Consider the following 22,003-nt stretch of genomic DNA (forward strand, 5'->3'; position numbering starts at 1 on the left):
CACCTGCTGCAGTGCAGCATCGAATGTCGTTGACGTTTTCCGTACGAGCGTTCGAAACTCGACTTCCCGCAAGCAACCCCGAGAGACCGATGACACCTGTTCCGTTGATGGGCCGGATGATGGACCAGCCCCTGTTAATCTCCAGCATCATCCGGTTCGCCGCGCGGCATTACGGCGGCAGCGAGATCGTCTCGCGCCGGGTCGAGGGCGACATGCACCGCTACACCGTGCGCGAGTGCGAAGCGCGGGCGCGGCGCGTGGCGAACGTCCTGCGGGCGCAGGGCATCGCGCTGGGCGAGCGCGTCGGCACGCTGGCGTGGAACGGCTACCGGCACCTGGAACTGTATTACGGCGTATCCGGCGCGGGCGCCGTGCTGCACACGATCAATCCGCGCCTGCATCCCGAGCAGATCGCGTACATCGTCAACCACGCCGACGACCAGCTGCTGTTCTTCGACCTGACGTTCCTGCCGCTGGTGGCGGCGATCGCGCCGCTGTGCCCGACGGTGAAGGCGTTCGTGCTGATGAGCGACCGGGCGCACATGCCGTCCGACGGCGGCATGCCGAACCTGCTGTGCTACGAAGACCTGCTCGCCGCGGCGGCGGAAGATTATGAATGGCCCGAACTCGACGAGCGCGCGGCTGCGTCGCTGTGCTATACGTCCGGCACGACGGGCAATCCGAAGGGAGCGCTGTATTCGCACCGGTCGACCGTGCTGCATGCGTACGCGTCCGCGATGCCCAACGCCCTGAACGTGGCCGGGCGCGACGTCGTGCTGCCCGTCGTCCCGATGTTCCATGTGAACGCGTGGGGCCTGCCGTATTCCGTGCTGCTGTCCGGCGCGAAGCTGGTGCTGCCCGGCGCGGCGCTGGACGGCAAGTCGCTGTACGACCTGTTCGAGGCCGAGGGCGTCACGTTCTCGGCGGGCGTGCCGACCGTCTGGCTCGGCCTGGTCAATTACGCGCTGCAGAACCGGCTCACGTTCTCGACGTTCCGCCGCACGGTCATCGGCGGCGCCGCGTGCCCGCCCGCGCTGATGGACACCCTGATCGACCACTTCGGCATCGAGGTCATCCACGCCTGGGGCATGACGGAGATGTCGCCGCTCGGCACGACGTGCGGCCTGCTGGCGCGGCACCGCGACCTGCCCGTCGCCGGGCAGCGCGCCGTGCTGCGCAAGCAGGGCCACGCCATCTTCGGCGTCGACATGAAGATCGTCGACGACGGCGGCAACGAGCTGCCCTGGGACGGCCTTACCTTCGGCCACCTGCTTGTAAAAGGTCCGTGGATCATCTCGCGCTACTTCCGCGACGAGGGCGGCGACGCGCTGCAGGACGGCTGGTTCCCGACCGGCGACGTGGCGACCATCGACGCGGACGGCTACATGCAGATCACGGACCGCAGCAAGGACGTGATCAAGTCCGGCGGCGAGTGGATCGGATCGATCGACCTCGAGAACATCGCGATGGCGCACCCGGCCGTGCTGCAGGCCGCGTGCATCGGCGTGCGGCATCCGAAGTGGGACGAGCGGCCCGTGCTCGTCGTCGTGCGGCGGCCGGAAGCCGAGGTGACGCGCGCGGAACTGCTGCGGTTCTTCGATGGGAAGGTCGCGAAATTCTGGATGCCGGACGACGTGCTGTTCGTGGAGTCCCTGCCGACCGGGGCGACCGGCAAGATCCAGAAGAACCGCTTGCGCGAGCAGTTCCGGGACTACCGCCTGCCCGGCGCGTGCCAAGAATAACACGATCGTTCTTTTAACGGTTATATTGTCGCCACCGACAATCACACCCATGCAAGGAGACCCATGAGCGCCGACTACCAGGTCATCGACGACGTCGCAGTCATCACGCTGAACAACCCGCCCGTCAATGGCCTCGGCCTCGCGACGCGCACCGCCGCCGTCGAAGGCCTCGATCGCGCCGCGCAGGATCCGGCCGTCAAGGCCATCGTCATCACGGGCGCCGGCAAGGCGTTTTCGGGCGGTGCCGACATCCGCGAGTTCAACTCGCCCAAGGCGCTCACGGAACCGACCCTGCACACCCTGATCCGTACGGTCGAGAATTCGGCGAAGCCCGTCGTCGCCGCGATCCACACGGTGTGCATGGGCGGCGGCCTGGAACTGGCGCTGGGCGCCAACTACCGCGTGGCGCTGCCGGGTGCGCAGATCGCGCTGCCGGAAGTGAAGCTGGGCCTGCTGCCGGGCGCCGGCGGCACGCAGCGCCTGCCGCGCGTGCTGGGCCTGGAGACGGCGCTGGACATGATCGTGACGGGCACGCCGGTGCTGTCCGACAAGCTGGCCGGCACCCTGCTGTTCGACGAATTGCTGCCGGCCGGCTCCGACGTCGTCGCGGGCGCGGTCGCGTTCGCGCGCCGCGTCGCCGGCGTGCGGCCGCTGCCGAAGGTGCGCGACCGCCAGGTCGGGCATCCGGATGCGGCGGGCTTCCTGGCCGCCGCACGGGCCCGCGTAAAAGTGGCGGCGGGGCCGTTCCCGGCGCCCGTCGAATGCGTGGAGACCGTCGCGGCGTCCGTCGAAAAGCCATTCGAAGAGGGCCTGAAATTCGAGCGCGAGCGCTTCATCCATCTCACGCAGACGACGGAATCGAAGGCGCTGCGCCATGCGTTCTTCGCGGAGCGCGCCGCGAGCAAGGTGCCGGATGTCCCGGCCGACACGCCCGTCCGCGCGATCCGCAGCGCGGCCGTCGTCGGCGCCGGCACGATGGGCGGCGGCATCGCGATGAATTTCGCGAACGCCGGCATTCCCGTGACGATCCTCGAGACGAAGCAGGAAGCGCTCGACAAGGGCCTGGCCACCATCCGCATGAATTACGAGAACACGGTCAGGAAGGGCAAGCTGGCGGCGGACAAGGCCGGGGAGCGCGTGGATCTCATCCGCGGCACGCTGGATTACGCCGACATCGCCCAGGCGGACATCGTCATCGAAGCCGTGTTCGAAGACATGGACGTGAAGGCGTCCGTGTTCCGCCAGCTGGATGCGGCGATGAAGCCGGGCGCCATCCTCGCGTCGAACACGTCGACCCTGGACCTGAACCGCATCGCCGCGTTCACGGCGCGCCCGCAGGACGTCATCGGCCTGCACTTCTTCAGCCCCGCCAACGTGATGAAGCTGCTGGAAATCGTGCGCGGCGCGGCGACCGGCAAGGACGTGCTGGCGACCGCGCTGGCGCTGGCGAAGAAGATCAGGAAGACGGGCGTCGTCGCCGGCGTGTGCGACGGCTTCATCGGCAACCGCATGGTCGAGCAGTACATCCGCCAGGCCGGCTTCCTGCTGGACGAAGGCGCGCTGCCGCAGCAGGTCGACGCGGCCATTGAGGCCTTCGGCTTCGCGATGGGACCGTTCCGCATGGGCGACCTGGCCGGCAACGACGTCGGCTGGTACATCCGCAAGCGCCGCGCCGTGGAGTCGCCGGACCTGAAGTATTCGAAGACGGCCGACCTGCTGTGCGAACAGGGCCGCTTCGGCCAGAAGACGGGCGCCGGCTGGTACGACTACCAGGCGGGCGACCGCACGCCGCGGCCGTCGCCGTGGGTCGACGACATGATCGTGCGGCATTCGCAGGACCTGGGCATCGAGCGCCGCGCCATCTCCGACGAGGAGATCGTCGAGCGCCTCGTGTACGCGCTGGTCAACGAGGGCGCGCGGATCCTGGAAGAGGGCATCGCCCTCCGGGCATCCGATATCGACATGGTCTACCTGTCCGGCTACGGCTTCCCGCTGTTCCGCGGTGGCCCGATGTTTTATGCGGACACCGTCGGCCTGCCGACCGTGCTGGCGGCCGTCGAGAAGTATGCGCGCGGCTACCACGGCGAGGCGTGGACGCCGGCGCCGCTGCTCGTCCGCCTGGCGGGCGAGGGCAAGACCTTCAACGGCTGACACGCCATAACGTCAGCGCGGCGCCCGCGTACCACAGCGCCTGCACGCCCGTCAGCAGCATCAGCGAATGCGGGTGCATGCGCAGGCCGCTCGCGGCCGCGAGCGCCGTGCCCAGGCCCGCCGGCAGCGCCAGCGCGGCCAGCAGCGTGCATTTGCCGTCTGCCGCGCGCGGGCTGGCCCACGACAGGCAGCACATGCCTACGCCCATGCCGATCAGGCCCGCCTTGGTCAGCACCTGGATCGCGATGGCGAGCAGCGCGAACACCGCGGCCGTGGCGTCGTGCGGCCAACCCTGCTCGATGGCGACCCTGGCGAGTCTCGACGTGATGAAGCCGTCGCCCAGCATCGCGCCGCCGACGGCCGCGCAGCCCAGCGCATGGCAGGCGACGCCGAACACGATGGCGGGACGGCGCGGGCCGAGCGTCTGCGCCAGCGCGATCACGCCGTACAGCAGGAAACCGCAGGCGACGAACAGGGCGCCGTGCACGCGTGCGGCGCGGTCGCCCAGGCGCACGAGCGCGGCCAGCGTGTCGGCGTAGCCCGTGCCATGCGCGACGACCGGATGGTGGAACAGGAGGGCGACCATCGCGGCTCCCGCGAAGGCGAGGGCCCAGGCGGCGGGCGGGATGGAACGGGGCGTGCGGTCGGCTGCTATCATGGCGGTCCTTTCGGTCGAAAACCCTATTGGACCAGCGGCGGGCGTCGCGTTGGCGGATGGTGTGGCCGCGCCGTCCGTTAGCGGACAAAACCGCCTGGATGTCCCGTTACGCCCGCTGATGTCCGCTCATGGAGATGCGATGGAAGAAGTCGTGCAAGACCGGCGCCGGCAGCGCACGCGCAAGGCCGCCGTCGGGGCGTTCATCGAACTGCTGATGGCCGAGGGCTATGACGCCGTCGCGATGACGGCGGTGGCCGAGCGCGCCGATCTCGGCCGCTCCACCTTGTACGAACATTTCCGTACGAAGGACGACCTGCTGGCCGCGTCGATGGACTGGCCGCTGCGCGTGCTGGCGGCCGATCCGCCCGATCCGGCGGCCCTGCTGGCGCTGATCGAACACGTGCGCGAACGGTCCGGCGCGGTGCGCGTGCTGCTGGAACAGCCGCTGCGCTCGCGCATCGCGCGCCTGCTGGCGGCGCGGATCCTGCCCGGGTTGCGTGCCCGCGGCGTGGTGGGCCCGCGCGCGGACGTGCGCGCGCTCGCGTGCGCGGAAGGCCAGTTCGCGGCGCTCGCACTGTGGATGCAGGGCGGCGGCGTGCCGGCGCCAGTGCTCGCCGAGGAACTCGCGCGATTGTCCGCCGCAGCGGCCACGCCGGGCCGATGCCCCTGATGCGCTCAGGGTGCGCGCCGTGCTAGGCTGTCCGCCATGAAGAACGCCCTCCTGATCGCGACCGCCTGCCTGCTCGGACTGTTGTCCACGACCGGCGCGTCGCTGCCTTATCCCATCCTGCCGCCGCTGTTCGTGAACGGCGCGCCGGACAGCCTGACGCACTTCCTCGGCCTGCCGCCGAAGCTGCTGTTCGCGCTGGCGCTGATGGTCAACCCGATCGGCCTGCTGCTGGGCACCGCGGTGCTCGGGTCGCTGTCCGACCGCTACGGCCGCCGGCCGCTGCTGCTCGTGACGGCCGTCGGCGCCGCCATCGGGCACGTGCTGACGGCGTGGGCGCTGGCGAGCCGCTCCTATCCGCTGTTCCTCGTCGCCCGCTTCGGCACGGGCCTGCTGGAGGGCCACAGCGCGATCGTGCGCGCGATGCTCGCGGACCGCCTGCAAGGCCCGTTGCGCAATCACGCGCTGTCGTGGCTGAACGGCGCGCTGCACCTGGGCTGGCTCGTCGGGCCGCTGCTGGCCGGGTTCACGATCGTGTGGGGACTCACGATCCCGTTCTACATCGCCGCAGGCGCGCTGCTGCTGGGCGCGGCGCTGGTCGGCTTCGCGCTGGAACGCAAGCCGCGCGCGGCCGGGCCGTCGTGGTGGAGCGTCGCGCGCGAACGCCACGCGTTCAACCTGCTGCGCCACGACGGCCTGCGCGCGCTGTTCGGCGTGCAGCTCGCGTACACGTGCGGCGTGACGGCGTTCTACGAGTTCTATCCGCTGTGGCTCGTCGAGGTGGGCCATTACGACACGCGCGCGATCGCCCTCGTCAACGTCGGCATGTGCGGCCTGATGACGTGTTCCGCGCTGTTCGCCGGCCGCGCCAGCCGCACCGAACCGATGCGCCGCGCGGCGTGGCTGGCCGCGTGCGTGGCGCTGGCCATCGGCTCGCTCGGCGTGGGCCATCTATGGGTGGGCCTCGTGGGCATCATGGCGTTCGGGCTGCCGCATGCGTTCTACAATGCCGTCGTGCAGGCGTGGGCCGCGGACCGCTTCGGCGGCGGTCACGGACAGGGCGCCGTCATGGGGCTGCTGTCGACGACGTTCTGCCTCGCGAACATCCTGATGGCGGCGGCGGGCGCCGTGCTGACGCTCGTCGACACGCGGCTCGTGCTGCTGACGGGCGCGATCCTGACGGCGTGGGCGGCGAACCGGATGCGGGCGTGGGGCAGCGGCGCGATGGCCGGATTGCCGCCGGCCGCGTAAACGATTCTCGATGGAGGGCTGGTTGAAAAAAGCGATCCTTCTGCTGGTGTGTCTTGTTCCCTTGGCCGCCCTGGCGGCCGGTCGAGGTTGCGGCGAGCAGGTCGCGTTCCGCTGGGTGCCGAAGGATGCGGACGCGCCGTCCGCGGGCAGCGTCCACGTCGTCGACGCGCGCTCGTCACGGACCGTGCAGGTGCTCGACGGGGTGACGAACCACTACGGCGACGACGGCGGGCTGTTCGCGCAGGACCTGGACAACGACGGTTGTCCGGACCTCGTCGTGACGAGCGACGTCGCACCCATCGGCAATACCAGCAGCACGGTCTACCTCTACGATCGCGTGCGCGGACGCTTCGTGTTCAACGAGGCGCTGTCCGCGATCGGCAATATCAGCGTCGACGGCCGCGATCCGGGCTGCGTGACGGGCGACTGGAAAGGCGGGGCGGAAGATGTCGGCGGCGAGCGCTATTGCTGGCGCAAGGGGCGGCTCGTCAAGACGAACGAATACAGCGTGCGGCCACTGTACGACAGGGACACCGGCGCGTTCTCGTGTTACGAGCACGTCGACACGACGTACGCGGGCGGCAGGAAACGCGTGCGCAGGAACTGCGCGAAGCGATTCTGATGCCGCCCGCCTGCGGGATCAGCGCGTCGCCGGCACCAGCGCTTTCAGGATCGGCTTCACGAACTCGTTCTTCTTGAAGTCGTACAGCACGAAGTCGCTGGAGAACTGCCAGTAGCCCCACGCGAAGCCGTATTTCTCGGCCGTGCGCGCGACGGTCGACGTCCACAGCACGCGGTCGTCCATCGCGGCCTTGTCGTAGGCGCCGAATTCGCCGAGGAAGACAGGGCGGCCGCTCGCATCGCTCCATGCTTTCACGGCCGCGAAATCCTTGTCGATCTGCGCGATCTCGGCCGGCTTGCCGAAGCGGATGCCCGTCGTCGAGCGGATCGGTTCATCCGCCCACGACGCGCCCTGGTGCGTGAACGGGAACGGGTCGTAGTAGTGGAACGTGGCGATGAGGTGTTTGTCGGCGGCCGGCAGCGCCAGATCCTTCAGCGTGTCGCGGCTGTTCCAGCGCACGCCGCCGATGATGACGTTGCGCGTGGGGTTCGTCTTGCGCATGATGGACAGCACCTGCGGGAAGCTGGCGTTCCACGTGGCCGCGTCGAACTGGCCGTGCGGCTCGTTGAGCAGTTCGAAGACGACCGTGTTCGGCTCGTTGCGGTAGCGCTCCGCCAGCTGGCTCCAGACGGCCTTCAGCTTCGGCATGCAGGCGGCGACGTCCTTCGAGCAGTCGTCGAAATCGTGTTCGTCGACGATCACGTTGAGGCCGTGCTTCGTGGCCGTGGCGACGACCCAGTCGAGTCGGTTCAGCCATTTCGGATCGAGGCGGTTCTGCGCGTCGAGGGCGCGGAACGCGAACAGCACGACGCGCACGGTCGAGAACCCAGCCGCCTTGATCTTCGCGAAGTGCTCCTCCTTGTAATTGCCCCTGGCGCCATCCTGCCAGAACGGATCGTAGCCGATGACGTTGACGCCGCGGCCCAGCTGCCGGACCTGGTCGTGCGCCGAGATCTCTTTGAACTGCGACGTGGCGGGCGGCGGGTTGGGGGCGGGATCGTCGGCAAGCGCGGCGTGCGCGACAAAGGTGAGCGTGACGGCGGCGGCGAGGCGCGGCAGCTTGAGCATGAAGAGTCTCCATCGTTATCGTTGTGTTTGTCGATGGTAGCGCTATCTCGCCCCCTTGCCAAGCATGTGACAACGAGACATTTCCAAAAACCGGGGTCAGAGCCCGGTTTTGGGAAATTGCCCGAAAACGGGCTCTGACCCCGGTTGGGTCAATCGGCCGCGTAGATGTTGTTGTCTTTCGTCTCGCGCACGAACAAGGTGCCGATGACGACGGTGGCGAGAGCGATCACGATCGGATACCACAGGCCGTAGTAGATGTTGCCGTTGGCCGCGACGAGCGCGAAGGCGGTGGTCGGCAGCAGGCCGCCGAACCAGCCGTTGCCGATATGGTAGGGCAGCGACATCGACGTGTAGCGGATGCGCGTCGGGAACAACTCGACGAGCATCGCGGCCACGGGGCCGTACACCATCGTCACGTACAGGACCAGCACGAACAGCAGCAGCACGATCATCGGCCTGTTGATCTGCGTGGGGTCGGCCTTGGCGGGATAGCCGGCGGCCTTGATGGCGGCGCCCAGGTCCTTCTTCAGCGCGGCCTCGCGGTCCTTGCTGGCCTGGTCGAAGTTCAGGCCGTCCGCGGTCATCGTCGCATTGAACGACGGGTAGACCTTGTCGCCGACCTTGACGCTGGCGATGGTGCCGGCCGGCGCGTCCTGGCGCGTGTAGCTGACGGAAGCCGCGGTCAGCTGCGCGGTGGCGATGTCGCACGACGACGGGAATTTCTTCGTGCCCGTGGCGTTGAACTGGAAGTGGCAGGAGGCCGGATCGGCCACCACGACGACGGGCGAGTTGTTCAGCGCCGTCTCCAGCGCCGGGTTGCCGTAGTGCGTGAGGCCCTTGAAGATCGGGAAGTACGTCAGCGCGGCGACCAGGCAGCCGGCCATGATGATCGTCTTGCGGCCGATGCGGTCGGACAGCGAGCCGAAAAAGATGAAGAACGGCGTCGCCAGCGCGAGCGCGATCGCGATCAGGATGTTGGCCGTCGCGTCGTCGATTTTCAGCGTCTTGGTGAGGAAGAACAGCGCGTAGAACTGGCCCGTGTACCAGACGACGGCCTGGCCCATCACGACGCCCAGCAGCGCGACCAGCGCGATCTTCCCGTTCTTCCAGGTGAGGAACGCTTCGCTCAGCGGCGCCTTCGACGTGCGGCCCTCGGCCTTCATGCGCGCGAACGCGGGCGACTCGCTCATCGACATGCGGATCCACACCGAGACGGCGAGCAGCAGCACGGAGACGAGGAACGGGATGCGCCAGCCCCACGCGTCGAACGCGGCGGTGTCCATGCCGGCACGCACACCGGTGATCACGAGCAGCGACAGGAACAGGCCGAGCGTGGCCGTCGTCTGGATCCACGACGTGAAGAAGCCCCGGCGTCCGTCGGGCGCGTGTTCGGCGACGTACGTGGCGGCGCCGCCGTATTCGCCGCCCAGCGCGAGGCCTTGCAGGATCCGCAGCGTGACGAGGACGACGGGTGCCACGATGCCGATCGACGCATAGCCGGGCAGCAGGCCGACGATGAACGTGGAGCCGCCCATGATCATGATCGTGACGAGGAAGGTGTACTTACGGCCGATCATGTCGCCGAGGCGCCCGAACACGAGCGCGCCGAACGGGCGCACGATGAAGCCGGCCGCGAAGGCGAGCAGCGCGAAGATGAACGAGGTGGTCGGATCGCCGATGAAGAACTGCTTGGCGATCACGGTCGCCAGCGAACCATACAGGTAAAAGTCGTACCATTCGAAGACGGTGCCGAGCGAGGAGGCGAAGATGACCTTGCGCTCTTCCTTCGTGATCCCAACGCCGGACGGCGTGGATTTGCCGCCCGCGGCCATGCCGGGGTTGATTGCCATTGTGGTCTCCAGTCGTGTTTATTGTGTGCGCGGCCCGATGGCGCGGGCAGCCTGCTGACTGTGCGCCGGGAAGCTTACGGCACGCTTGCTGGAAACTTACGCGGGGCTTACAGATGGATCGGGTGCGTCGGGGTCGTCCGGCGAGGCGTCGCCCGGCGAGGCGTCGCCCGGCGAGGCGTCGCCCGGCGAGGCGTCGCCCGGCGCCTCATGCAGCCGCGCGTATTTGTACGCTTCCGTCGACCGCTCCAGCGCCAGGCCCAGCGCCGTCGTCAGCTCGCTGCGCGACATGCCCTGTTCGAGCTGCTGGACGGCGAAGCTGTTGCGCAGGGTGCGCCCGCCTGCGCGCGACACCGCGATGCCGGCCCGTTCGAAGGTCGCGCGCGTCTGCCGGTAGACGGTCGCCTTGTGCAGCGGCTCGCCTTCCAGGTTCGCGGGGAAGACCAGGTCGCCCGGAATCTCGAGCTCCGCCCGTTCCTTCAGCCATGCCGTCAGTTCGGCGACGCCGGCCTGCGGCAGCGTCGTCGTGTGCTCGTAGCTCGTGCGGTGCTTCGCTTCCGGGGTGATGTCGAGCGTGATGGCGCCATCGATGTCGGGCTGGCGGCCCACTTCGTCCAGCAGCAGGCCGATGGCTTCCGCCACGCGCAGGCCGGCGAGCGCCATCACGACCTGCATCGCGCGGTCGCGCCGGCGCTTCCAGCCGGCGTGGCCCTCCATGTCTTCCGTGCGGCCGGCGGGGAGGGCGGCCAGGAAGCGCTGCAAGTCGTCCGCGTTCAGCGCCGTCATCGGGGCGTCCTCGGCGAGGTGGGCGCGGTCCGTCGCGACGATGGCCTGGCGGGCCGGGTTCGGCGCGCGGTCTAGGTAATCGAAGCAGCGCTCCAGCAGGCGCAGGTAGCGGTAGGCGATCTTGCTGTTGAGGTCGCGCCGGCCGTCCTTCGACAGCTCGATGAAGCGGCGCAGGTCGGCCGCGTTCACGGTCGACATCCTGAGACCGCGTTCGAGCATCCACGTGGCGAACTTGCCGAACATGAATCGGTATATCGCGGCGGATTCCTTCGACACGGGCAGCGGCACGTCGCGCTGGCGGCTGGACGTGAGGACGAACTCCGGCGTGACGACGAAGGCGGCGAAGGCCTCGACGGGACGCTTGTCCCAGTCGGCAAGGGCAGGTGGATGGCTCATGGCTCCATCATACTGCAACTAACCGACTTGCGGCGCAGGTACTGGCCCCTGCGCCCAGCAAGACTGTAGTTTCGGCAATATACTCGACGATCTTTACATCAACGCACACTGCACGGGAGCCCACCATGTCCGACCATCCGCCCGAAGGTCTTCCAGCGTACCGTATCCTCACCGGCCCGGACGACGCCACGTTTTGCCGCCGCGTGAGCGCGGCCCTCGAGCAGGGCTATCTGCTGTACGGCTCGCCCGCCGCGACCTTCAACGGCGAATCCGTCATCGTGGCACAGGCCGTCATCTGGCCCGGCAAGCGGTCCTCGATCGCGTAAGCCTCGGCCGCCTGGCAGCCGCCCGGCGACCACTGGCGCCCGACTCTGTTCTGGAATTATGCAACTAACCGACAGGCGACCCGCCACCAACCCAACCCCGCCAACAACGGGCGAGGACGGGCGCGCCTTATCGCTCTTATAATGAGGGCGCGGCATCCCTCGGAACGGGCCGTCGCGCCAGTCAAAAACCGTACACTACCAAGGAAATCCATGCTCAAGCACATCGTCATGTGGAAATTGAAAGACCACGCCGAAGGCGCTGACCGCGCCGCCAACGCCATCGACATGAAGCGCCGCCTGGACGAATGCGCCAGCATCGTCCCGGGCCAGATCAAGTTCGAGGTCGTCATCGCCCAGCCCGGCCTGGAAGCCACGTACGATGTCGTGCTGTATTCCGAGTTCGAGGACAAGGCCGCGCTCGACGCCTACATCAAGCATCCGGTGCACCAGGCGGTGGTGCCGTTCATCGGCGCGATCCGCGAGGGGCGCCAGTGCATGGATTACGAAGTCTGACGTGTGAAGTAACGACGACGGGGAGGGCCCCATGGAGAATTTTGCGGGACGGGTGGCCGTCATCACGGGCGCCGGCAGCGGACTCGGACGCGAGTTCGCCAACGAGGCGGCCCGGCTGGGCATGAAGCTGGTCCTGGCCGACGTCGATGCGCATGCGCTCGAACGGGCGACCGACACGCTGCAGGCCGGCGGCGCCGACGTGCTGGCGATGGTGTGCGACGTGCGCAAGGCCGCGCACGTCGAAGAGCTGGCCGATGCGGCGATGATCCGCTACGGCGGGGTGCACCTGTTGTTCAACAATGCCGGCGTCGGCACGGCGGGCCTGATCTGGGAATACACGGAAGCCGACTGGGAATGGGTGCTGGGCGTGAACCTGTGGGGTGTGATCCACGGCGTGCGCGTGTTCACGCCGTTGATGCTCGACGCCGCGCGCCGCGATCCCGGCTACGAGGGCCATATCGTGAACACGGCGTCGATGGCGGGCCTGCTCGTGCCGCCCGTGATGGGCCCGTACAATGTGTCGAAGCACGCCGTCGTCGCGCTGTCGGAGACGCTGTACCATGACCTGCGCCTCGTCGATGCGGCAATTGACGTGTCGGTGCTGTGCCCGTATTTCGTGCCGACGGCAATCGCGCACTCGGCGCGGCACCGTCCCGGCGAACTCCGTCACGACGGGCCGCCGACGCCCAGCCAGCAGGCGGGCCAGGCGCTGCTGGAACAGGCCGTCGCGTCGGGCAAGACGAGCGCGGCGGACGTGGCCCGCATCACGTTCGACGGCATCCGCCGCGGCGATTTCTATATCTTCACGCATCCGCAGGCGCTGCAGGGCGTGGCCCAGCGCACGGACGCCATCATGCACGGCCAGCCGCCGGCCGATCCCTACGCGGCCACGCCGCAATTCACGGCCATGCTGCAGGCCGCCATGAAGGGTCAAAACGGCTCGGGAAAGTAGGGCGGCACGTTCGCTGCGATGTGCGCAAATTCCGCCGGCGACAGCGGCAGTTTCCGGAACGCGGCCCACGACTCGCGCGGCCGCAGGTTGGCGCCCTGCGCCGAGTCCGTCCCGTACAGCACGCGCCCGACGCCGACCTGGCGGATCAGTTTCACCACCAGTGCCGCCGTCTCCGGCCTGATGTCGCGGTCGACGATCGAGGCGACGTCGAACCAGAGGTTGTTCGCATGCGGGTCGTGGTTCTCGACGGCGTCCGCCAGCACGGCCATCGCGGCTTGCGCGGGCGGATCGTCGTAGCCCGGACCGGATCCGGCGAAATGGGCGACCTGCACGACGACGTCCGGCGCGGCCGGCAGCACCTGGTCGAGGAAGATGCGCGCCTGCGCCGCGCCATACGGCCGCTTCCTGCCGATGTTGGCGCGCAGGTGGATGACGACGGCCATACCGTGCGCGTTCGCGGCCGCGAACACCTGGCGCAGCCGTGCGACGTGGGCCGGATCATCGAGCTGCACGTCCGAATTCCCGATGTGAAGCTTGATGCCGTGGTCCAGGCCCGGCGTGTTCGCGCACCGCTCGAGTTCCGCCAGCGCGTACGCCTTCAAGGGATTGAAACTGCAAAACGCAATCAAGCGGCCCGGATAGCGGGCCGCCTGCGCGGCCGTCCAGTCGTTCTCCATCCGCACCTTCGCCAGCTCGTCGTCGACCTTGCGGGACGGGCTGCCGGCCATGTACGCGATGGACAGCAGCACGGCCCGCCTGATGCCGGCCGCGTCGAGCAGCGGGACCAACTGGTCCGCATCGAGCGGCACCAGCCCGGCCGACGGGCCGATCATGGCGATGTCGGCCGCGCTGAACACGTGCTGGTGGTAGTCCCCGGCGGGGATGGTCTGGGCTTGCGCCGCACTTGCGAAAAACATTGCGGCGGCGAGGGCGCGGTTGGCGTTCATCCGGCCAGTGTATCAGCGACTGGCGCAGAACCCCGCATCGTCATTGGTGCCGCCGGCAGCCAGGTCCCGGTTCCAGTCGGGGCCGGACAGGTACATCGTCGTGCCGTCCATCGTGTACTTGCCGTTCCACAGCCCGGAGAGCGTACCCTGGACGTTGGCCACATCGACGGTCCAGCCGGCCACCTTGACGGCGCTGTTGTTCGTGACGGCGACCTTGGCGCAGTAGCCGCTCGTCCAGTCGGCGGTGATCACGAGTTGCGCGGTGACGGCGCCGGCGGGCGGCGGCGGGGGCGGCTCGGTCGGCGTGGCCGGACGGGTCGCGCACAGGCCCACCTGCGTCGACTGGCCCGGACGCAGCTTGCGGTCGTAGGCCGGGCCCTGCAGGCCGAGGACGCCATTCTCCAGCGTGTACTGCGCGTTCCACAACGACGTCAGCTTGTCCTTGAACGGCAGTGTCGTGCTCCAGTAGCCGGCCGCTGCGCCGACATTCGTCACCGTCAAGGTCCCGCAATACCCGGTGCCCCAGTCGTTCGATGCATCCAGCCGGGTGTCGAGGTCCAGTGGCGGCGGGGGCGGCAGCGGATTCGGGTACGGGCCGGGCGCCGTCGCCGTCGGGTCGAGGAACGCCTGTTTCACGGCGGTGAGCAGCGGATTGTCGACGCCGTCCGTCGTGCCGTAGTTGACCAGCCAGATGATCGTGCCGGCCGCGCCTTCGCCGTCGCGCGTCGATTGCGCCCACGCGCCTTTCGCGGCGATGGTCGCCGGTTCCTCGTAGCTGATGTAGCCGCTCGGCCAGTCCGGACGGTCCGCGGGCGTGTAGCCGCCCGGGTAGACGCGGTAGCTCGTCTGCGTCGGCGCGTCCCACGCGTAGATGCCCTTGTCCAGGTAGCCGTACTTGTGGAGCATCGTGTAGCTCCAGCGGTAGTCGAGCACCGACCACTTGCCGAGGTCGCCGTCCGTCTCCTGGTCCGGTCCCGTGAACGGCGGCGCGTAGTTGGCAGCGTAGAAGCCGATGCCCATGCCGAGTTTCGTGCGCGGCACGCCCGCATCGACGTAGGCCTGGATGGTGCCGGCGATGGAGACGGGACGGTTCGGCGTGTGCCCCGTCAGCGGCGCGAACGTGTTGCTGGCCCAGCCCTGGCCGAACCAGCCGACGCCGTAGCTCATGAAGTTGTACTGGTCGACAAGGCCGGCCATGCGCACGTCGTGCGGCGTCACCTTGTCGATGTTCGTGTTGATGTTCCCGGCGGGGTACGTGATGATCACCGGGCGGTCCTGGTAGCGCGGGCGCGCGTTCGCCTCCTTGCGCAGGTCGATCACGAGGGCTTCCAGCCGCGCCGCCTCGTCGGGGTTCTTGCTGTCGAGGCCTTCCCAGTCGACGTCGATGCCGTCGTAGTCCTTCGCGACCATGTAGTCGACGAGGTTCTTCACGAACGCCGGCCGCACGGCGGGCGCGGTCGACGCGAGGAAGCCCGCGTTGTCGCCTTCGCCGCCCAGCATGATCAGCGCCTTGATGTTGGCCTGGTGCGCGCGTTTGACGAGGAATTCCTCGACCGTCCAGTCGTACGCGGCGCCGGGGCCCACGTCGCGGTTGTCGTGCGCGTTGCCCGCGCCGGGGACGACCTCGCCCGGCTGGCCGGACTTGCCCCCGCCCGGCCCGATGCGGGCGAACACGAAGTGCGTCAGCGCCGTCATGTCGACGTGCTCGGGCTTCTGGTAGTCGGCGTTGTCCCAGAAATAGCCGCCGTAATAGCCGGTGACCCACTTTGGTTGCGTACCCGGGGTCGCGGCGAACGACGGCAGGGCCGCCATCAGCGTCAGCCCGGCCAGTACCTTGATTGCCTTGCGCATGCTCTGCTCCTTGTTGTTACTGTAGAGCAACAATATTAGCAGTGCGCTGCGGAAATTCCTGCCCCCATCCGAGGGGCAATCCAATCAGGCCGCGGCCTGGTCGCAAGGTTTCAGAACGCGCTCGTGCAGCTCCGGCTCGGCATCGCCGTACAGTTTCACGACGGTCGACGTGCGGGTGCCGTAACCCGGAATCTCGATGCAGACGGCGGACAGCTGCCGTTCCAGGTCGAGCGGAACGCCCGTGTCCGGGAGGCGCATGTCCGGTGCGCGCGTCGTATCGGCCAGCATCTCGAAATACGCTTCTTCCGGTGCGCCCTGTAGCAGCAGGCTGGCGAACGTCGCCTTCGTGCGCACGACCTTGGGCCACGGCGCATCGAGCAGTCCGTTCGACACGCCGTAGATGCCTGGTTCCAGCGGCTGGCCGTTGCGCGGGTCGCCGCCGGCGTGGTTCGAGAACCAATACATGCCGTCGCGGTCGCCCAGGATCAGGTTGAAGCCGTTGTAGGCATCGGCATCCGGCGCGATGCGCGCGAGGTAGGCCGGCGCATCGTCGCCGCCCTTGAGGAAATCGGCGACGAGGGCGCCGCGCGTGGGCGCATCCGTGCGCCAGTCGCTGGGAGAGCGGATGTTCGTGAGGGCGGCGAATTTCGGGCCGCGCGGGCCATCCTTCGTCACGCCCATCCAGCTGCCGCCGCCGCGCAGGTCGCGGCCCGCGATGATGTTGGGCGCGTCCGGCCACGGGCCGGCCGGGGTGGCGGGACGATCATAGTATTCGTCGCGGTTGGCGCAGGCGACCAGCGGCAGGCCGGGGATCACGCGCCAGGCAAAAACGATCAGGCACATGTTGGGAGATCCGTAAAAACTTCGGCGCGGCGGGGGCCCTCGATGAGGCCTGCGAGTCCGGCGCTGCGGGCCGCGGCGTCGAGCCGCGCGGGAAAGGCGTCGTCCACGCCAGGGTAGACTTCCATCCAGGTCTGCAGGCCGTCGCGCGCGTCGGGCCGGCGTTTCAGCTGCGCCGGCACGCCGAAGCCCGCCTGCAGCGCGCGCACGCGCGGCGCGAGCGCCGCGGCGTCGGCTTCGCGCACCTTGTAATAGACGTACAGGTCGATCATGTGCGTCAAACGTCGAGTGCGTCGAGCGCGTACGGCAGCGGCAGGAAATTCAGCTTCGTGCCGCCGGCGGAGCCGTGCCGCACCTCGCCGTCCAGCGCCGCGAGCTTGATCTCGACGAGGACATCGGCCCCGCCCGCGCCGTTCGGCGCCGCGTTGACGATCATGCCGGACGGCTGGTCCGGGTCGGCGACGGAGAAGACTTCGTCGCCCGGACGCGCGGCCGCATTGGCGAGCGTGGCCAGCGCCATGCGGCGTTTCAGCTTGCCGAGGTACTGGCTGCGGGCGACGATTTCCTGGCCCGGATAGCAGCCCTTCTTGAAATTGACGCCGCCGAGCAGTTCGTAATTGACCATCTGCGGCACGAACTGTTCCTGCGTGCCGGGGCCGATCTGCGGCACGCCGGCGTGGATGGCCGCCAGTTGCCAGGCCGCGTTGCCGCCCAGCGCGAACGTGCCCTTCCACGCGGCCAGCGCGGCAATGGCGGCATCGGCCGTCGTCAGCCACAGGTAGCGCGGCTGGCCGAATGCATCGGCGAGGCGGATCACGGTGCCGGCCTCGCCGTCGACTTTCGCGTACGGTGCGTCGGGCAGGGTGCCGGCGCGGGCACGGAGCGCGTCGGCCGCGGCTGCGCCGCCCAGGCCGAGGATGGCCGCGTTACGCGCCTCGTCGGTGGCGTCGCGCAGCTTCGCTTTCGCGCGCAGCACGAACATCGTCAGGCGCTTTTGCAGCGGCGCCTGGATGGCGCGCGGCAGCTGCAGATAAATGCTTTCGGCATCGCGCCACATCAGGAACGTCGCCTGCAGGCGGCCCTTCGGCGTGCAATAGCCGGCGAGGCGCGCTTCGGACGGGCCGAGGTGCTCGACGTCGTTGGTCAGCTGGTTGTGCAGGAAGCTCGCGGCGTCTTCGCCGGACACTCCCATGAGCCCGAGGTCGGTGACGGGGGCGGCGAAGCCCTGTTCGAGGTCGGCGGTGGCGAGTACGCGGCCGAAATCCTCGACCTGCGTCGGGCTATCGGGTTGAAAGCGGGCGCCCAGGGTGGCGAGATGTTCGATCCAATGGTTCATGACACGAATTATTTCCGGTTTGGCTGTATCGGCTTTATGATTACGGCCTCATTATAAGTTCGCCTTCGAAAATGCGCCGACGACGGCAAAAAACCAGGTCCAGCATGGCATTCATAAAAAAACTCATCGTCACAGGCGTCATCGTGGCCGTCGGTGCCGGCGCCGGCTTCCAGTGGTGGAGCAAGCAGCCGATCACGCCGGGAAACGCGGCCGTCATCCCGTTCGCCATCGCGCAGGGCAGCCACGTGGCCGGCGCCGCGCAGCAGATGGCGACGGCCGGCGTGCCCGTCAACCCGTTCCTGTTCGGCGTGCTGGCGCGGATCACGGGCAAGGCGGGCCAGATCAAGGCCGGCAGCTACGAGCTGAAGCCGGATACGTCGCCGCGCCGTCTCCTCACCCAGCTCGTGCGCGGCGAGTTCGCGCAGGAATCGCTGACGATCATCGAAGGCTGGACGTTCCGCCAGATGCGGCAAGCCATCGACGCGGCCCCGAACCTGAAGCACGAGACGGCGAAGCTGTCCGACCAGGAATTGCTGGCGAAGATCGCCCCGGACTACAAGGCGCCGGAGGGCCTGTTCTTCCCCGATACGTACCTGTTCGCGAAGAACGCGAGCGACCTGTCGATCTACAAGCAGGCGCACGAGATGATGATGAAGCGCCTGAAGGCCGCGTGGGAAAAACGCGACCCGGGCCTGCCGTACACGGAGCCGTACCAGGCGCTGATCATGGCGTCGCTGGTGGAAAAGGAAACGGGCCAGAAGAGCGAACGCGCGATGATCGCGGGCGTGTTCGTGAACCGCCTGAAAGCGGGCATGCTGCTGCAGACCGATCCCACCGTCATCTACGGCATGGGCGAGAAATACGACGGCAAGATCCGCAAGAAGGACCTCGAGACCGACACCCCGTACAATACCTATACGCGCGCCGGCCTGCCGCCGACGCCGATCGCGCTGCCGGGCGTGCAATCGCTGGCCGCCGCGACGGCGCCGGCGAAGACGGAAGCCTTGTATTTCGTGTCGCGCGGCGACGGCACCAGCCACTTCTCGGTCAACCTGAATGAGCACAACAAGGCCGTGAACCAGTACCAGCGCAACCAGTCGCAGTAATTACGAATGAATGCCATGAATCAAACCGATGCCACCCGCGGGCGTTTCATCACCTTCGAAGGCATCGACGGCGCCGGCAAGTCGACGCACATCGGCTACGTCACCTCGCTGCTGAAAGGCGCAGGCAAGCGGGTCGTCTCGACGCGCGAGCCGGGCGGCACGCCGCTCGGCGAAAAACTGCGCGACCTCGTGCTGCACGAGAAAATGCACCTCGAGACGGAAGCCCTCATCATGTTCGCCAGCCGGCGCGAGCACGTCGCGCAAGTCGTCGAACCGGCGATCGCGCGCGGCGACTGGGTGCTGTCCGACCGTTTCACGGATGCCAGCTTCGCCTACCAGGGCGGCGGGCGCGGTCTCGATCGCGCCAAGCTCGAGGCGCTGGAGCAGTGGGTGCATCCGCACCTGCAGCCTGACCTCACCCTGCTGTTCGATGTCCCGCTGGACGTCGCCAAGGCCCGCCTGTCGGCCTCGCGCACGCTCGACAAGTTCGAGATGGAGCAGGCCGATTTCTTTGCGCGCGTGCGGGGCGAATACCTGCGCCGCGCGGCGGCGTCGAATGGACGCATCGTCGTCATCGATTCGACGAAGACGATCGCTGAAGTGCGCGCCGCGCTGCAGGCCGCCCTGGAGACCTGGCTGTGAGCATGTACCCCTGGCAAGAAGACGCATGGACGCGGCTGCAGGCGATGCGCGTGCGGCTGCCGCATGCGATCCTGTTCCATGGCCCGGCCGGCATCGGCAAGGCCGATTTCATCGAGGCGTTCGCCCAGGCGCTGCTGTGCGAAAACATGAGGCCGGACGGCCACGCGTGCGGCACATGCGCGTCGTGCGGCTGGTTTGTCCAGGGCAACCATCCCGACTACCGCCGCGTGCGGCCGGAAGCGATGGAAGACGAAGCGCCTTCCGCGGAGGGCGACGAGGCGCCGGCCGAAGAGAAAAAGGCCAAGTCGAAGACGGCGTCGAAAGAGATCAAGATCGAGCAGGTGCGTGCGCTGGCCGATTTCATGAACATCTCGACGCACCGCCAGGGCCTGCGCGTGGTCGTGCTGTACCCGGCCGAGGCCCTGAACATGCCGGCGTCGAACGCCCTGCTGAAGACGCTCGAGGAACCGCCGCCGGGCACCGTGTTCCTGCTGGCATCGAACGGGCTGGACCGGCTGCTGCCGACGATCCTGTCGCGCTGCCGCAAGTTCGCCTTGCCGATGCCGGATCACGCCCAGGCGCTGGCGTGGCTCGACGCGCAGGGCGTTGCCGATGCGGACGGGTGGCTGCGCGAGCAGGGCGGCGCGCCGCTCGCGGCGCTGGCACAGGCCGAGACGGGAAGCCGCGAAGAGCTCGACGGCCTGCTGCACGTGCTCGCGCACCCGAGCGTCGATGCCGCGTTGCGCAGTGCCGACAAATTGAGCAAGGCGCCGCTGGCAGCCCTCGTCGCGTGGCAGCAGCGGTGGCTGTATGACGTGTTTTCGTACAAGCTGTCCGGCGTCATCCGGTATTATCCGAGATATCAGCGGGAACTGGCGGCGCTGGCCGGACGGGTGCACGTCGCCCAGTTGATGCAGGCGATCAAGTCCACGAACGAGCGCCGCGCCGTGGCCGATCACCCCTTGTCGCCGAAGCTGTTTGTCGAAGACATGTTGCTCGATTACACCGCCCGTTGCGGTCTGTGATGAAAGGAAGATGATGAGCGTATCGCCGAACGGTCCGATCAGCGGCCTGCCCGCCGATCCGAACGCGCCCCAGCCGGCGCGGCCGTCCGTACTGTCGCTCGCCATCAAGGAAAAGGCCGCCCTGTACGCGGCCTATATGCCGTTCCTGAAGAATGGCGGCATGTTCGTGCCGACCAACAAGCCGTACAAGATCGGCGACGAGATCTACCTGATCCTGTCGCTGATGGACGATCCGAACAAATACCCGATCGCCGGCAAGGTCGCGTGGATCACGCCGGCCGGTGCGAACAACAACAAGGCGCAAGGCATCGGCGTTCACTTCCCGGCCGACGAGACCGGGCAGCGCGCCCGCCTGCGCATCGAAGAAATCCTCGGCGCCGCACTGCGTTCGTCGCGCGCCACCCATACCCTGTAACTTCCTGGTTTCACCATGCCGTCCTACGTACACCGCCTCGCCCGCAGGGAAGACCTGCCCGTCATCGTCGACATCTACAACTCCACCATCGCCTCGCGCGAAGTCACGGCGGACACCGAACCCGTCACCGTGCAGTCGCGCGAAGCCTGGTTCGACGACCACACGCCGGAACGCCGGCCGCTGTGGGTGATCCACGACGCGGCCGATACGTCGGACGAGCCGGCCGTGATCGGCTGGTGCTCGTACTCGAATTTCTATGGCCGCCCGGCGTATTCGGGCACGGCCGAGCTGTCGATCTATATCGCGGAAGCGTGGCGCGGCAAGGGTGTCGGGCGTTACTGCCTGGAACAGGCGATGGCGTTCGCGCCGAACGTGAACGTGCATACTTTGCTGGGGTTTATCTTTGGCCACAATGCGCCGAGCCTGGCTCTGTTCCGCAAGTATGGGTTCGATACGTGGGCGCATTTTCCGCGCGTGGCCAATCTGGATGGCATCGAGCGGGACCTGATCATCCTCGGCAAACGGGTGGCCTGACATCGTCATTCCCGCGCACGCGCACTGCTGTCCGGAATAATTTTTACCGTCGAGAAATGGGCCCGCCATAGGGAAAAACCGTCGTTCCCGCGAAAGCGGGAACCCATGCTGACTGCTCGAAGTCGACTCTTTGTAGCCAACGAGGTGGAAATGAAGAACGTAGTTAGCATACTCAGTATGGATTCCCGCTTGCGCGGGAATGACGATGCTATTTCTGACGGTTTTTGAAAACAATATTCCGGACACTAGTGCGCGCACGCGGGAATCCATACCGAGCCACAGAATTCGGTGAGCATGGGTTCCCGCCTCCGCGGGAACGACGGGTTAC

General features: G+C 67.7%; 22 protein-coding genes. 13 read left to right on the forward strand and 9 right to left on the reverse strand.

Annotated elements, in window-relative coordinates; translation table 11 throughout:
* Positions 1-89: 89 nt before the first annotated feature.
* A complete protein-coding gene (locus QPK29_RS04420; protein WP_371771738.1) occupies positions 90-1,742 on the forward strand; it encodes a 3-(methylthio)propionyl-CoA ligase in 1,653 nt (550 codons plus the stop codon).
* A gap of 63 nt (positions 1,743-1,805) precedes the next feature.
* Entirely contained in the window at positions 1,806-3,893 is a 2,088-nt protein-coding gene (locus QPK29_RS04425; RefSeq protein WP_371771739.1) for a 3-hydroxyacyl-CoA dehydrogenase NAD-binding domain-containing protein, read from the forward strand.
* Here the strand turns inward: QPK29_RS04425 and QPK29_RS04430 are convergent.
* Positions 3,883-4,551: a hypothetical protein gene (locus tag QPK29_RS04430; RefSeq protein WP_371771740.1), complete on the reverse strand. Its 669-nt coding sequence runs from the start codon at positions 4,549-4,551 to the stop codon at positions 3,883-3,885. The two genes, QPK29_RS04425 and QPK29_RS04430, sit on opposite strands and share 11 nt — an antisense overlap.
* 139 nt (positions 4,552-4,690) lie before the next feature.
* Here QPK29_RS04430 and QPK29_RS04435 point away from each other — a divergent pair, with 139 nt between their 5' ends.
* From QPK29_RS04435 to QPK29_RS04445, 3 genes are read left to right on the forward strand one after another with little or no spacing between them, the layout of a single operon-like run.
* A complete protein-coding gene (locus QPK29_RS04435) occupies positions 4,691-5,221 on the forward strand; it encodes a TetR/AcrR family transcriptional regulator (protein WP_371771741.1) in 531 nt (176 codons plus the stop codon).
* 36 nt (positions 5,222-5,257) lie between these two features.
* A complete protein-coding gene (locus QPK29_RS04440) occupies positions 5,258-6,469 on the forward strand; it encodes an MFS transporter (protein ID WP_371771742.1) in 1,212 nt (403 codons plus the stop codon).
* 22 nt (positions 6,470-6,491) lie between these two features.
* The gene (locus QPK29_RS04445) at positions 6,492-7,091 is read left to right on the forward strand and encodes an XAC2610-related protein (protein WP_371771743.1); all 600 of its coding nucleotides are present in this window, start codon (positions 6,492-6,494) and stop codon (positions 7,089-7,091) included.
* A gap of 18 nt (positions 7,092-7,109) precedes the next feature.
* Here QPK29_RS04445 and QPK29_RS04450 read toward each other — a convergent pair whose 3' ends face one another.
* From QPK29_RS04450 to QPK29_RS04460, 3 genes are all read right to left on the reverse strand, one after another.
* Complete coding sequence (locus QPK29_RS04450) at positions 7,110-8,159, reverse strand: glycoside hydrolase family 5 protein (RefSeq protein ID WP_371771744.1); 1,050 nt, start codon at positions 8,157-8,159, stop codon at positions 7,110-7,112.
* 149 nt (positions 8,160-8,308) lie between these two features.
* Positions 8,309-10,009, reverse strand: coding sequence for an MFS transporter (locus QPK29_RS04455; protein WP_371771745.1), 1,701 nt, complete (start codon positions 10,007-10,009; stop codon positions 8,309-8,311).
* Positions 10,010-10,105: 96 nt separating this feature from the next.
* Positions 10,106-11,188: a tyrosine-type recombinase/integrase gene (locus tag QPK29_RS04460; RefSeq protein WP_371771746.1), complete on the reverse strand. Its 1,083-nt coding sequence runs from the start codon at positions 11,186-11,188 to the stop codon at positions 10,106-10,108.
* A 125-nt stretch (positions 11,189-11,313) separates the two neighbouring features.
* On the opposite strand from QPK29_RS04460, the gene QPK29_RS04465 reads away from it, so the two are divergent.
* The 3 genes from QPK29_RS04465 to QPK29_RS04475 all read left to right on the forward strand — a co-directional run bounded on the left by QPK29_RS04465 (position 11,314) and on the right by QPK29_RS04475 (position 12,979).
* Entirely contained in the window at positions 11,314-11,514 is a 201-nt protein-coding gene (locus QPK29_RS04465) for a DUF1737 domain-containing protein (protein ID WP_160410347.1), read from the forward strand.
* 210 nt (positions 11,515-11,724) lie between these two features.
* A complete protein-coding gene (locus QPK29_RS04470) occupies positions 11,725-12,027 on the forward strand; it encodes a Dabb family protein (protein WP_056129654.1) in 303 nt (100 codons plus the stop codon).
* Positions 12,028-12,058: 31 nt separating this feature from the next.
* Positions 12,059-12,979 carry an SDR family oxidoreductase gene (locus QPK29_RS04475; protein ID WP_371771747.1) on the forward strand — a complete coding sequence of 307 codons (921 nt, stop codon included), beginning with the start codon at positions 12,059-12,061 and terminating at the stop codon, positions 12,977-12,979.
* Here the strand turns inward: QPK29_RS04475 and QPK29_RS04480 are convergent.
* From QPK29_RS04480 to ygfZ, 5 genes are all read right to left on the reverse strand, one after another.
* Positions 12,958-13,926, reverse strand: coding sequence for an amidohydrolase family protein (locus QPK29_RS04480; protein ID WP_400189728.1), 969 nt, complete (start codon positions 13,924-13,926; stop codon positions 12,958-12,960). The genes QPK29_RS04475 and QPK29_RS04480 overlap by 22 nt on opposite strands.
* Positions 13,927-13,938: 12 nt before the next feature.
* Positions 13,939-15,777: a cellulose binding domain-containing protein gene (locus QPK29_RS04485; protein ID WP_371771749.1), complete on the reverse strand. Its 1,839-nt coding sequence runs from the start codon at positions 15,775-15,777 to the stop codon at positions 13,939-13,941.
* An 84-nt stretch (positions 15,778-15,861) separates the two neighbouring features.
* Positions 15,862-16,620, reverse strand: coding sequence for an NRDE family protein (locus tag QPK29_RS04490; RefSeq protein ID WP_056129664.1), 759 nt, complete (start codon positions 16,618-16,620; stop codon positions 15,862-15,864).
* Positions 16,611-16,889, reverse strand: a complete 279-nt coding sequence (locus tag QPK29_RS04495) for a DUF4936 family protein (RefSeq protein ID WP_371771750.1) — start codon at positions 16,887-16,889, stop codon at positions 16,611-16,613. The genes QPK29_RS04490 and QPK29_RS04495 overlap by 10 nt, the downstream gene beginning before the upstream one ends.
* Positions 16,890-16,894: 5 nt before the next feature.
* Entirely contained in the window at positions 16,895-17,953 is a 1,059-nt protein-coding gene (gene ygfZ, locus QPK29_RS04500) for a CAF17-like 4Fe-4S cluster assembly/insertion protein YgfZ (protein WP_371771751.1), read from the reverse strand.
* Between the two features lie 104 nt (positions 17,954-18,057).
* Between ygfZ and mltG the strand changes: the two genes are divergently transcribed.
* The 5 genes from mltG to QPK29_RS04525 are packed head-to-tail and all read left to right on the forward strand — an operon-like array spanning position 18,058 to position 21,675.
* The gene (mltG, locus tag QPK29_RS04505) at positions 18,058-19,059 is read left to right on the forward strand and encodes an endolytic transglycosylase MltG (RefSeq protein WP_200948995.1); all 1,002 of its coding nucleotides are present in this window, start codon (positions 18,058-18,060) and stop codon (positions 19,057-19,059) included.
* A 15-nt stretch (positions 19,060-19,074) separates the two neighbouring features.
* Entirely contained in the window at positions 19,075-19,701 is a 627-nt protein-coding gene (tmk, locus tag QPK29_RS04510) for a dTMP kinase (protein ID WP_056129675.1), read from the forward strand.
* 2 nt (positions 19,702-19,703) lie between these two features.
* Entirely contained in the window at positions 19,704-20,726 is a 1,023-nt protein-coding gene (locus tag QPK29_RS04515; protein WP_371771752.1) for a DNA polymerase III subunit delta', read from the forward strand.
* A 13-nt stretch (positions 20,727-20,739) separates the two neighbouring features.
* Positions 20,740-21,141 carry a PilZ domain-containing protein gene (locus QPK29_RS04520; RefSeq protein WP_056129679.1) on the forward strand — a complete coding sequence of 134 codons (402 nt, stop codon included), beginning with the start codon at positions 20,740-20,742 and terminating at the stop codon, positions 21,139-21,141.
* A 15-nt stretch (positions 21,142-21,156) separates the two neighbouring features.
* On the forward strand, positions 21,157-21,675 hold the full coding sequence (locus tag QPK29_RS04525) for a GNAT family N-acetyltransferase (RefSeq protein WP_371771753.1): 519 nt from the start codon (positions 21,157-21,159) through the stop codon (positions 21,673-21,675).
* Positions 21,676-22,003: the final 328 nt, after the last annotated feature.

Source organism: Massilia orientalis, from assembly GCF_030411975.2.
Taxonomy (GTDB): domain Bacteria; phylum Pseudomonadota; class Gammaproteobacteria; order Burkholderiales; family Burkholderiaceae_D; genus Telluria; species Telluria orientalis.

Bases quoted from the DNA above. Each gene is read 5' to 3' on its own strand.
- QPK29_RS04420 (WP_371771738.1), top strand. From the start codon at position 90: ATGACACCTGTTCCGTTGATGGGCCGGATGATGGACCAGCCCCTGTTA.
- QPK29_RS04425 (WP_371771739.1), top strand. From the start codon at position 1,806: ATGAGCGCCGACTACCAGGTCATCGACGACGTCGCAGTCATCACGCTG.
- QPK29_RS04430 (WP_371771740.1), bottom strand. From the start codon at position 4,551: ATGATAGCAGCCGACCGCACGCCCCGTTCCATCCCGCCCGCCGCCTGG.
- QPK29_RS04435 (WP_371771741.1), top strand. From the start codon at position 4,691: ATGGAAGAAGTCGTGCAAGACCGGCGCCGGCAGCGCACGCGCAAGGCC.
- QPK29_RS04440 (WP_371771742.1), top strand. From the start codon at position 5,258: ATGAAGAACGCCCTCCTGATCGCGACCGCCTGCCTGCTCGGACTGTTG.
- QPK29_RS04450 (WP_371771744.1), bottom strand. From the start codon at position 8,159: ATGCTCAAGCTGCCGCGCCTCGCCGCCGCCGTCACGCTCACCTTTGTC.
- QPK29_RS04455 (WP_371771745.1), bottom strand. From the start codon at position 10,009: ATGGCAATCAACCCCGGCATGGCCGCGGGCGGCAAATCCACGCCGTCC.
- QPK29_RS04460 (WP_371771746.1), bottom strand. From the start codon at position 11,188: ATGAGCCATCCACCTGCCCTTGCCGACTGGGACAAGCGTCCCGTCGAG.
- QPK29_RS04465 (WP_160410347.1), top strand. From the start codon at position 11,314: ATGTCCGACCATCCGCCCGAAGGTCTTCCAGCGTACCGTATCCTCACC.
- QPK29_RS04470 (WP_056129654.1), top strand. From the start codon at position 11,725: ATGCTCAAGCACATCGTCATGTGGAAATTGAAAGACCACGCCGAAGGC.
- QPK29_RS04475 (WP_371771747.1), top strand. From the start codon at position 12,059: ATGGAGAATTTTGCGGGACGGGTGGCCGTCATCACGGGCGCCGGCAGC.
- QPK29_RS04480 (WP_400189728.1), bottom strand. From the start codon at position 13,926: ATGAACGCCAACCGCGCCCTCGCCGCCGCAATGTTTTTCGCAAGTGCG.
- QPK29_RS04485 (WP_371771749.1), bottom strand. From the start codon at position 15,777: ATGCGCAAGGCAATCAAGGTACTGGCCGGGCTGACGCTGATGGCGGCC.
- QPK29_RS04490 (WP_056129664.1), bottom strand. From the start codon at position 16,620: ATGTGCCTGATCGTTTTTGCCTGGCGCGTGATCCCCGGCCTGCCGCTG.
- QPK29_RS04495 (WP_371771750.1), bottom strand. From the start codon at position 16,889: ATGATCGACCTGTACGTCTATTACAAGGTGCGCGAAGCCGACGCCGCG.
- ygfZ (WP_371771751.1), bottom strand. From the start codon at position 17,953: ATGAACCATTGGATCGAACATCTCGCCACCCTGGGCGCCCGCTTTCAA.
- mltG (WP_200948995.1), top strand. From the start codon at position 18,058: ATGGCATTCATAAAAAAACTCATCGTCACAGGCGTCATCGTGGCCGTC.
- tmk (WP_056129675.1), top strand. From the start codon at position 19,075: ATGAATCAAACCGATGCCACCCGCGGGCGTTTCATCACCTTCGAAGGC.
- QPK29_RS04515 (WP_371771752.1), top strand. From the start codon at position 19,704: ATGTACCCCTGGCAAGAAGACGCATGGACGCGGCTGCAGGCGATGCGC.
- QPK29_RS04520 (WP_056129679.1), top strand. From the start codon at position 20,740: ATGAGCGTATCGCCGAACGGTCCGATCAGCGGCCTGCCCGCCGATCCG.
- QPK29_RS04525 (WP_371771753.1), top strand. From the start codon at position 21,157: ATGCCGTCCTACGTACACCGCCTCGCCCGCAGGGAAGACCTGCCCGTC.